This is a genomic window from Ferrovibrio sp. (assembly GCF_029255545.1).
Lineage (GTDB): Bacteria > Pseudomonadota > Alphaproteobacteria > Ferrovibrionales > Ferrovibrionaceae > Ferrovibrio.
Genome location: NZ_JANLJJ010000016.1, coordinates 20,189 through 30,212 on the forward strand (window position 1 = coordinate 20,189; position 10,024 = coordinate 30,212).

Annotated in this window: 12 protein-coding genes; 1 reads left to right on the top strand and 11 read right to left on the bottom strand. The window is 60.7% G+C overall.

What is annotated here, in order from left to right:
• Positions 1-11: 11 nt before the first annotated feature.
• From Q1J79_RS01910 to Q1J79_RS01920, 4 genes are all read right to left on the bottom strand, one after another.
• The gene (locus tag Q1J79_RS01910) at positions 12-404 is read right to left on the bottom strand and encodes a DUF2958 domain-containing protein (RefSeq protein WP_300295729.1); all 393 of its coding nucleotides are present in this window, start codon (positions 402-404) and stop codon (positions 12-14) included.
• Between the two features lie 360 nt (positions 405-764).
• The gene (locus tag Q1J79_RS21075) at positions 765-1,169 is read right to left on the bottom strand and encodes a DUF2285 domain-containing protein (protein WP_367182946.1); all 405 of its coding nucleotides are present in this window, start codon (positions 1,167-1,169) and stop codon (positions 765-767) included.
• Complete coding sequence (locus tag Q1J79_RS21080) at positions 1,129-1,590, bottom strand: DUF6499 domain-containing protein (RefSeq protein ID WP_367182948.1); 462 nt, start codon at positions 1,588-1,590, stop codon at positions 1,129-1,131. Before Q1J79_RS21080 ends, Q1J79_RS21075 begins: the two co-directional genes overlap by 41 nt.
• 213 nt (positions 1,591-1,803) lie before the next feature.
• A complete protein-coding gene (locus Q1J79_RS01920) occupies positions 1,804-2,055 on the bottom strand; it encodes a helix-turn-helix transcriptional regulator (RefSeq protein WP_300295735.1) in 252 nt (83 codons plus the stop codon).
• A 137-nt stretch (positions 2,056-2,192) separates the two neighbouring features.
• Here Q1J79_RS01920 and Q1J79_RS01925 point away from each other — a divergent pair, with 137 nt between their 5' ends.
• Entirely contained in the window at positions 2,193-2,453 is a 261-nt protein-coding gene (locus tag Q1J79_RS01925; protein WP_300295737.1) for a DUF2285 domain-containing protein, read from the top strand.
• A gap of 5 nt (positions 2,454-2,458) precedes the next feature.
• On the opposite strand, the gene Q1J79_RS01930 is transcribed toward Q1J79_RS01925, so the two are convergent.
• The 7 genes from Q1J79_RS01930 to Q1J79_RS01960 all read right to left on the bottom strand — a co-directional run bounded on the left by Q1J79_RS01930 (position 2,459) and on the right by Q1J79_RS01960 (position 9,541).
• Entirely contained in the window at positions 2,459-3,400 is a 942-nt protein-coding gene (locus Q1J79_RS01930) for a helix-turn-helix domain-containing protein (protein ID WP_300295740.1), read from the bottom strand.
• 344 nt (positions 3,401-3,744) lie between these two features.
• Positions 3,745-3,915, bottom strand: coding sequence for a hypothetical protein (locus tag Q1J79_RS01935; protein WP_300295743.1), 171 nt, complete (start codon positions 3,913-3,915; stop codon positions 3,745-3,747).
• A gap of 374 nt (positions 3,916-4,289) precedes the next feature.
• A complete protein-coding gene (locus Q1J79_RS01940; RefSeq protein WP_300295745.1) occupies positions 4,290-5,480 on the bottom strand; it encodes a hypothetical protein in 1,191 nt (396 codons plus the stop codon).
• Positions 5,481-5,508: 28 nt separating this feature from the next.
• Positions 5,509-6,318: an enoyl-CoA hydratase/isomerase family protein gene (locus Q1J79_RS01945; RefSeq protein ID WP_300295747.1), complete on the bottom strand. Its 810-nt coding sequence runs from the start codon at positions 6,316-6,318 to the stop codon at positions 5,509-5,511.
• A gap of 22 nt (positions 6,319-6,340) precedes the next feature.
• Positions 6,341-7,492 carry an acyl-CoA dehydrogenase family protein gene (locus Q1J79_RS01950; protein WP_300295750.1) on the bottom strand — a complete coding sequence of 384 codons (1,152 nt, stop codon included), beginning with the start codon at positions 7,490-7,492 and terminating at the stop codon, positions 6,341-6,343.
• Positions 7,489-8,610, bottom strand: coding sequence for an acyl-CoA dehydrogenase family protein (locus tag Q1J79_RS01955; protein WP_300295751.1), 1,122 nt, complete (start codon positions 8,608-8,610; stop codon positions 7,489-7,491). Before Q1J79_RS01955 ends, Q1J79_RS01950 begins: the two co-directional genes overlap by 4 nt.
• Positions 8,611-8,818: 208 nt before the next feature.
• The gene (locus Q1J79_RS01960) at positions 8,819-9,541 is read right to left on the bottom strand and encodes a transglutaminase family protein (RefSeq protein WP_300295754.1); all 723 of its coding nucleotides are present in this window, start codon (positions 9,539-9,541) and stop codon (positions 8,819-8,821) included.
• Between the last annotated feature and the right edge of the window lie 483 nt (positions 9,542-10,024).

Here is a 10,024-nt window from a genome sequence, read left to right on the forward strand (position 1 = left end):
GCCGATGACCATCAGCGTTCGAGGGATTTGGTGTGATTAAGCGCGGCGTCAGCCTCGCGCAGCAGATGGTCGGCTTCCGTGATCGCGCCGTGACGGCGGGCGGCTTCGGCATAGACCGAGAGCGGGTACCCCGCCTTGAAATGGCGGTCACGCTCGATGCGCAGCCCGAAGCCGACCCGGATACCGGCGATCTCGCGCAGGCTGACATAGCCGAGTTCCGGGCAGCCGAAACCCAAGTCGCATAGTCCAAACAAAGTGTCGCCATCGGCCGCCAGTTCGGTGAGCAACCATGTAGCCGCCCCGGTCGGGTTGAAAAATTTGACCACCGGCCAGTGGTCGGTTTCGTCGCTGACAGCGCCATTGGCCAATAGCTGGGCGCGCAAGCTGTCTGGAATCAGGGTCATGGCTGTGCCTCCTGTCGCAAAACTTCCGCAACCCGACCCCGGATAAGCGGGGTGGGCGGCGAAGAGCGACCGGCAGGCCCGCCGATCGAGGCCGGCGGCACCGTCAGGCCGAAGCGATAGCGGAGGACCGGGCGCGCAGCGCGCGGTTGCGGCCGGCCGCGGCGGGCCTAAATGGGAGCGCCGCCCAGCCCGCGCATCCGCGGGTCGGCCCTGGACAAAAGCCGTCGCTGCGCCGCGGTGCGCCCCAGCGGCGCGGCGTCCGACTGGAAGCGTCAGGGATCGAAGCCGCCAGGCCGAGACCGGCTAGGCCGGGCTCGGTTCACGAGAGCCCGGCGCCGGCCAAAGCCGGCGGTCGCCGAGCTAGCGCAAGAATCGGCGGTAGCCGCCCCGGATCAGCTGTCGTGAGAGATGCAGCAAACGTCGCATCCGGCTACGCAGGTAATCGCTGCCGTTACGCCAGTCGGCAGCGACATACTGGGGGCCGAATAATGCGTCGGCGATCTGGCTGAGTTTTGCCGCCTCTTGCCGGCCATCCGCCGCGCGCAAGGCCGTTATCATCCGCTCTAGCCGGGCCACCGGCGGAAACAGCGCCTTGGGCATGCGGCCATGGGCGTACAGTGCCGCCAGTCGATGCAACGCCATCAGGCGCGGCGGCAGACCGGCCAGACCAGTTATGTCCCAGCGTAAATGCAAAGGACCATCGAGTTCGGCAGTGCCCTGAAGCTCAAGCTGAATCACCCGGTCGCTCTGCGCCAGGATCAACACCGACGCAGCAGCCGGCCGATACAGGATCGTCGCGGTGGCCGGCAAGGCAGGCAGGTTGACTGCCGTCGCGTCGTTGGGGTCGGCTTTGGCGACACTGGCACTCAGCGCGTAAGCATTGACGGCCGGATCCCAAAAGACCTGCCCGACGTCTGCCTGATCCGGGTCGGCGAAAATACAGCAGGCCCCAGCGGCCTGCCTCCCGATGCTCTGCCGAGACTTGAATGTCGACGACCGGTCGCTTCTCCGACACCCGGCGATGCCGGGGTGGCTTGGCTTTAGCAGCAGCGTTTCGATAGTCCGGGTTGCGGCGCAGGAATTCCCAGGCGAGCGCCTCCCGGCTGGCATGGCGCAACCCGGCGTAATCGTTCGGATTGCGCCAATCCCGCCTTGGCAATGAGACATCCTGATCGGAATCAGTCATGGCAGCGTCCTCCGTTCATCGATCCATCACTGGTCGCGTCACGAAAGTCCCACCGCCGTTAGCCTCCCCGCTTAGGTAGCTGGGCACACCCGTTCCCGAGGCATCGGCGATCCTGCCACCGCACTCTAGAGCGAAGTTTCCTGGATTTTCTTTCCTGAAACCGCGCAGGCTTTTCGATTCTTGCGGTCGCGTTGTCGATCCGAAACGGTTGACTCAGGCTTTGATGCGGTCGGAACGCATCAGATCGGCCAGGATATCGCGTGGATCCGCCTCAAGTGCTGTCACCACTGCGATGAATTCGATAACATCGAGGCGCCGCTCCCCGCCTTCATATTTAGCGACGTAGGATTGCGGCCGTTTAAGCTGCGCAGCGACATCCGCCTGGGTCAGTTTCTTGACCTTGCGTGCCTGGATCAGCAGCTTTTGCAGCCGCTGTTGCTGCGGCGAACGGAGGGACTTGGACATCGAGACCGGCAAAAAGTCAGAGCCGGCCTTGCTTTAATCCCGATTCCGGATTATCCCATTTTGGGATATTATTACTGTATATGGCTATCTCACCAATTCGTTTGCATACTATGGATTACAAACTGCACGGAAGCCACATGAGCCATCAAGGCCCCGACTACTCCGATACCGTGCCCTGGTCAGATAGCCTGACCGACTATGACCGCACTCACGGTCCCACCTATCTGAGACTGCTCGATGCTGAGCGAGCTGGTGCCAGTATTAAAGAGATTGCGCAAGCCATTTTTGACATTGACTCGCAAGAAGAGCCGGAACATGCTCTTCAAGTCGTCGAAGCCCATTTGAAGCGCGCGCATTGGATGATCGAGCGCGGCTATCGCCACTTCCTCAATCAATAAGAGAGCTACAGCAGATTGCGTCGGAATTGTGCTGGCGTTTTTCCAGTCAATTTTCGAAAATGCGTCGTCAGCTGGCTCTGGCTTGAAAAGCCGACGGCATAGGCGATGTCCGCGATCGATTGATCGCTATGCAGCAGGAGCTCCTTGGCGCGGTGCACCCGCCGGCCGATCAGGTAACGGTGTGGTGGAACTCCAGTTGACTTTTTGAATGCAACACTAAAGTGATGCAGGCTGATGCCCGCCACCTTGGCCAAATCAGCCAAGCTGATGTCCTGATCTAGATTTTCCAGGATGAAGTCATTTATACGACGGAACCTGTTATCGCCAAGACTGCCGACGTAGCGCCGCAAATCCTGATTCCTACCGCCATACCGGCGGTACAAATGAACAATCAAGGCCGCGGCAAGGCTTGCCAAATAGACACGGCCGCCCAACCCACCGCGATTGAGCTCATCGCGCCATAGATGCGCCATCTGCTCAACCACCCTGTCCTGCAATCCAATTTGCAAGGCGAACATGTGCTCCGCCGCATCAAAGGCTTCCGCCAGGGTTTGGCGGACGAATTGCTCGTCGATGGCCATGAGGGTAACTTCAGGCGCCGCCGACCAACTCCAGACATGCGGTGTGTTAGCTGGATGGACGTGACATTGACCCGGTTCGATTCGTTGCTGGCACCACGTCTCGCTGTCGACATATCTCCACTCCAGGTCATACGGCGCATTGTCGTGAACAACGACAGCCAGCTGAGCCGTGCTTATTGTCGTGCCGGCATTCGGCTTGAGCTGGCTTCGCACCAGGGTAGTGCTGCCCAGCGACAGGTGATCGACCCGGGAGACGAGTTCGACTGCAGGCTGCGCGGCTATGTCGACAAAAAGCCGCCGCATAACATGGCCGTGGAAAAATGCGCGACCGGTTGATGACGTGAGTTTCTCAATAAGATTGCTCATGGCCGCTCCCGCTTTCTTCTGACCGCAACACTTCGTTGGCGATAGGGCAATGCTACAGATAAGCTATGGACGAGCAGTCCTTCTTCTAGCCGCGCAGCGGTGCCAGCAGTCCTCGGTAAGCTGCCCACGCAGAGACGGCAAAGACCACGCCGGACAAGAGGGCGCGCAGATTATCGTTCGCTGACAGGACGAGCAGCCGGCTGGCGCATTCCAAACAGCAATCCACCGATTGCGGCGTCGGACATGCTGCCTGTAACCGCGAGTTGTCGGGTCTCTGAAACGTCGAGCCAACCGGCCAGGATCACACTCTGCACGCCCGTGGGCGCCGCCGAGAAAGCGAGTGGCTACACAGCCAGCTTGGTTCCAGGCTGGCGCCGGCGGAACTCGATGACGGCTGAGCACAAACAAAAGCGGCTTTGCTGGGCGACAGCGCCGAGCAGGAAGCCGACCGACACGCCGCCGCCCACCAGAACCCTGGTCTCGCCCTTGGACTCCATCACTGCAACAAGATCCACAGCGCCCTCGTGCCGCCCGACTGTCAAACACATTCATATCCATGCTTGAGCCGGCGCGGCTCAAATCGGGACAAGTAACGCGAGCGCGTCGCCTCCTTGCACTGCACGTCCATTTGATACTGCATCATCTTAGTATGATCGTTAATATGCTCGGCCATGAGTTTCTACCGCTCGGCGGGGGTTTACCTGTTCCACTTGGTCCATCATCGTTTGCATCTGCTCAAAGCGGTCCCGAACTCATTCGGGCTGAACCGCAGAGACTGCGGGAATGGCGAAGGTCATTAACGCGGCGGCGCTAAGGAGACAATGGCTTTCATGATTCTCCGCAGCGCGGGATAGACGACGCCAGGCAACCGATCAAATAATAAATGACGTCAATCATCCTTAAAATTGACGATCAGCTCGGCACCTTGCGGCATGGATTGCACGATCTCGACCGCGTCGGCACGGATGCGAGCATGAAGCTTGAATGCCTCCAGCGCGGCGGCCTTCGCCTTATCCGCGTCGGCGCCATCTTCAAGAACAAGGAAGAGCTTGATCGCATCGCGGTCGTTTTCGCGCGTGGCAACGCCCTGCGCCGCTTTGGCGCCGGAGGCAATGACGACTTCCTCGATCACGCGCGGGTAGACAAAGATCTCCCGCACCTTCACTGCCGCGCCGACACGGCCCTGAAGGGCCGACAGCCGACGTACACTGCCGTCCTGGTTGCCTTCCAGCGCAAAGGCGCTGTCGCCAGTGCCGAAGCGGATCATCGGCCAGGTGGCATCGCGCGCGGTCACCACGACCTCGCCCGTCTCGCCCAAAGGGAGTTGCTCCCCGCTTGCGGGGTCGCAGATCTGCACCACTTGATCGGGATGGACGACGTAACCTTCGCCGCCATCCTCGAAGGCGACCAGGCCGAGATCAGCGGTGGCATAGGCTGCCCAGGTGGAAACGCCGTAATCAGCCTCGATCCTGCGGCGTTTGGCCATCCAGTCGCCCATTTCGCCGCCCAAGAATGCCGTCCGCACATTCCAGGCGCCGCGACCATAGGTCTCGATCACTCTGTCGGCTAGGGTCAGGAAGAACGCCGTCGACGCGCAGATGGAAGTGACGCCGGTCTCGACGATGATCTGGGCTTGCAATTCGGTGTTGCCGACGCCGCCGGGAATGACGGTGGCACCCACGGCCCGCGCGGCCTCGTCAAAAAGAAGCCCAGCCGGCACGAGGTGATACATCCAGGTGTTCAGGATCACATCCCCCTTGCCCACATTTGCCGTCTTGAACAGCAGGTCCAGCCCGTGACCGGCGCCGGGCAAAGCCGGCTCGAAGATCGGCCCGGGCGAGACATAGATGCGCGGAATCTCCTTCAGGTCAGAGGCGAGGAAGCCTCCGAAAGGCGGGTTCTCTCTTTGGAGCCTCAGCAGCTCCTCCTTTTTCATCACCGGTAGACGGGAGAGATCGGCCAGCGATGAAACTTTGCTGGGATCGAACCCGGCCGCATCGAACCGCGCCTTCAGTCCGGTGGCCTTTGTTGCAGCTGCGCTATAGGCCGTCGCGATATCTTGATAAATGTCAATGGACATTGCTTTCTGGTCCAGTTCTAGGCCCGGATCAGATGGGGCAGTCCGTGCGGAATTTCGGGGCGCGCTTCTCGCGGTGTGACAGGACGCCTTCTTTGACGTCCTCGCTCATGAAGCCGAGCATTTCGAGCGCAGTGGAAGTGTCGAAAATCGGTCCAGCTTGGCGCAGCCAGTTATTGAGGGAGTATTTTGTCCAGCGGATGGCGCTTTGCGAGCCATTCGCAAGTTCATTCGCGATGTCGAGCGCAGTTTGCTGTAAAACGTCATCCTCGACGCACATCGACACCAGCCCAATCCGGTCAGCCTCTTCACCCGAAACCGGCCTGCAGGTCATCAGATAGTATTTCGCCTTGGCCATGCCGCACAGTAGCGGCCAGATGATCGCGGCGACGTCACCGGCGGCCACGCCGAGACGGGGGTGGCCGTCAACGATCTTCGCCTTCTTGCCCGCGATCGACACATCGGCGAGAATCCCAATGACCAGGCCCGCCCCGGCCGCGGGACCGTTGATCGCTGAGATGATCGGCTTGTTGCAGTTGATGATGTTGTAGACGAGGTTCTTGGCCTCCTTCCACGTCTTCATGATCTCATGCGAATTGCCGATCATGCTCTCAATCAGGCCGAAATCGCCGCCCGCCGAAAACGCCTTGCCTGCACCGGTGACGATCACCGCATTGATATCGGGATCGCGATCAATGTCGATCCACATATCGGTCATTTGGGTGTGAGTCTCGGCATCCACCGAGTTGAAGGTTTCTGGCCGGTCGAAGGTGATGCGCAGCACGCGCTCACCCGGATAATCGAATTTCAGCTTGTCGTATTTCGCGTAACGATTGGTCATCGTACTCTCCTCCCTCTCTTGGTTAGCCGGGTAGTCTCAGAACTGCTTTCGATAGGATGTTGCGCTGGATTTCGTTCGACCCGCCATAGATCGTGGTCGGCCGGGCCTTGTAGAAAGCCGCCAGAACGTCGACGGCGGCATTGCCGACCTGCAGCGGACCGAGGGTACCGCCATCGGGCCCTGCGGCTTCGATCATGAGTTCGGTGATCTTCTGGAACGTCTCGGTCACCCAAATCTTGAGCATCGAGACATCCGGGCCCAGCGGTTCGCCCCTCTTCAGCTGATCGGCGAAGCGCGCGTAAAGCGCCGCGTGATCCTCGACGTCGAGCGCGACCTCCGCGAAGCGTTCGCAAAAGGCCGGATCGTCGAAGCGGCCGGCACCCCGCGCGTAGCTTTCAAGCTGGCCTAGCGCGTTTTGGGCCAGATTCGGTGCGCCGATGAACACTCGCTCGAAGCCGAGAAGGGACTTGGCCATGGTCCAGCCCTTGTTGAGTTCGCCAACAAGATTCTCGCACGGGGTGCGGGCATCGTCGAAGAATACCTCGCAGAACTCAGTTTCGCCTGCCAGCGTGGCGATCGTTCGGACCTTGACCCCCGGCTGATCCATCGGCACGAGAATGAAACTGATCCCCTGCTGTTTCGTTGGGGCTTTCGGATCGGTGCGGGCCAGCATGAAAATATGCGTCGAGTCATGCGCCATCGTCGTCCAGATCTTCTGTCCGTTGATCACGAACTCCTCGCCGTCGATTACGGCGTTCGTGCGTAGGTTCGCCAGATCGGATCCAGCGCCAGGCTCGGAATAACCCTGACACCAGATGTCCTCGCAGCTCAGGATGCGGGGCAGCCAGTGTGCTTTCTGGGCATCGGTGCCGAACCTGATGATGAGCGGCCCGACCATCTGCACGCCCATGTCGCGGCCACGCACGACTCCCCAACGCTGCTGTTCCTCGTAGAAAATGAGAAGCTTGGCCGCGTTCAGTCCCATCCCGCCATATTCCGAAGGCCAGGCCGGGGCGACCCAGCCCTTGGCATGGAGCTTGCGGTGCCAGTCCTCGATTTCGGCGAACTTCGGGCGATGGGAAAGATGGCGCAGTTTTTCGGGATACTCCGTTTCGAAGAACTGCCGCACCTTCCGACGGAAGTCCGCGTCGCTCATTTCATTGTAATCGATCACCTTGCGGCCTCCTCTGCGTTGCGGGCGCGCAGCCAGAGCCTCCGGTGATAGACGTCGTCGCCCAGCCAGGCCGAGAGCACGAGCGCCCTGTTCAGGTAAAGCCCGATATCCAATTCGTCGGTGTAGCCGATCGCGCCATGCAGCTGGATCGCCTCGCGCGTGATCTTCCTGGCGGTGGTGCAGGCGCGGGCCTTGGCGCGACTGGCCTGGCGTGCACGCAGGCGCGGAGCTTCTGCGGCGTCCATTAGGCCTAGAGCGTCGCGAACGCTCGCCTCGGCCAGCTGCTGCATGATATGCATGTCCACAGCGCGATGCTGAATGACCTGGAACGAACCGATCGGCTTGTCGAACTGCTCGCGCGTCTTGGTGTAGTCGAGGGTGATCTCCAATGCTTTTGCGCTCACTCCGACAAGCTCGGCAGCGGTCAGCGCCGTCGTGTCGCTGACTGCGGCTGCGAGAGCCGCATTGACAACCGGGCCTTTCGCGAGCAACTCGGCTGGTGCTTCCGACAGGTGTAGCTCGGCCATTATACTGCCGTCGGACTGTCGCCGCTTGTCGATGGAAACGCCTTTGCCGCAAGGTTCAATCAAAGCAAGAGCCGGTCCGCCATCGGCTTCCGCCACGACGAGAATGGCACTTGCAGCAGTCACCCCCGCGACCCAGGATTTTGTCCCGGTCAGAGCGCTGTTCTCGAACCGACATGATAGAGTGTTGGAGAGACCTTTGACGTCACGCTCCTGCCACGCTGTCGCCAGGACGGTCGTGCCGGCCAGCGTCTCGGCCAGAAGTGCATGCTCGGGGCAGAGCCGGCGTAAAAGCCCAATTGCGAGTCCGACCGAGGCGACGACAGGTTCGGGCGCGATCACCCGGCCGACTTCTTCAGCGATGATCCCGGCAGCCGAAAGGCCCATGCCGAGGCCGCCGGCCTCTTCTGGCACCACGGCGCCGAACACGCCGGCCTTGGCCAGTTCCAGCATCACAGGCGAATCCCAGGCGCCGTCTTTATCCCTGATCTTACGCGCCCGTGCCGCGCCGCCCGCGCGCTCAAGCAGCGTGCGGACGCTTTTGCGTAATAAGCGTAGATCGTCCTGGTCGTGGTGATGTGCAGCGTTGCTCATTTTTCCTCCGGGGGCGGCGCGTGATCATCACCGGATCGGTTTGAACGCCTGCAGCATCATCGGACTCCCCAGCCGGTTGGGCTGACGTGACTGCCGATCGCATAAGCCTCGCCAGTATTCAGCCACTGCGGATTTACGATCCCGTCCTTGATCAGCGGCTCTGCACGAAACCTGTAGATCTGACCTGGTTGGAAGCCTCCAAGGAACTTCATGGCACCTTGCCTGCTGCCGCAAACCCGGCGTCCACCCCTTCGGCGCTGTGCGAGATGCGCTCGCGATTGAATTGTTCGAGCCTGGGATAGGTGTCCTTGAACACCCGCAGGAATTCTTCCATAGGTGCATCGACGTAGAGCCCCCGATCATTCACATATTCCATGTGCCGCTGATCCCTGATGTCGAATTCGTGAAACAGCGCGTCTCTCTTGCCATCGAAGATGAGCGGCTTGACCCCGAACCGCTCGCACAACTCCATATTGAACGCGGGTGTGATCTTATATGTTTTGCCGTTGAGCCAGAGCTGCACATAACCGTGATAGACGAAGAGGTCAGTGCCCATCAGTTCCTGCAGCTTGGGCGTATTCAGATGGTTGCGCACATCGGCGAATCCCAGCGCTGCGGGAATGTCGACCGCACGTAGGCAAGCCGCCAACAGGATCGCCTTGGGCACACAGAAGGTGGCCTCTGCTCCGGCGATGGTGCTCGCGCGGTAAGCATCGACCGTCAAGGCGAAGGTGTAGGGGTCATAGCGGATGCCGTCTCGCACCGCCTCGAACAGGCGGACCGCCTTGTCGGTCCGCGATGCACCGTCGGGCAAATGGCGCAGCGCCCGTGCGACGAACTGCTGGACCTCGGGGCTATCGCTGTTCACGAAGTACGTGGGCACGACGTATTTCGCGGCCTCATCCGGAGGCATCTCTTGGGAGATCGTCATCTATCCACCTACTGGGAGAGAAGTAATTCTAACAAATGTTAGGTTAACCGGCTACGCTGCCATCGTCAATATCGGCGTTCGTGTCTGGCGTCGGATCCCGGATACGTGTTATCGCGGGCGAAACGGACGCGGCAACATCGCAGGAGAGCACGGGAAAGCCGGCGCGACCGGCATTTTCAGGGCGTGCAGGCCGCCATTCCACCGTTCGCGTCTTGACCGCGGTGCAGCAGTAATCGACCTCGGCGCGAAGCCGCGGCGCCCAACGCGCGGCCGGTGCACCGCGAACAGACTGCCAAACTTCAGTGATGACCGGCCGATTCGTCGCGAAGCTCCGCCCTGAGTCCCGGTCATTACTGAAGGCCGGCCAGAACTTCTCTCCCGATCGGGAAGAGCGATCTTGCGACACTCGGTCGGGGAATAGAGCCGGCAACGCGGCAGTCCGCCTGTACTGATCGTGCCATTGCCAATCGGCTCTCCGCCGAC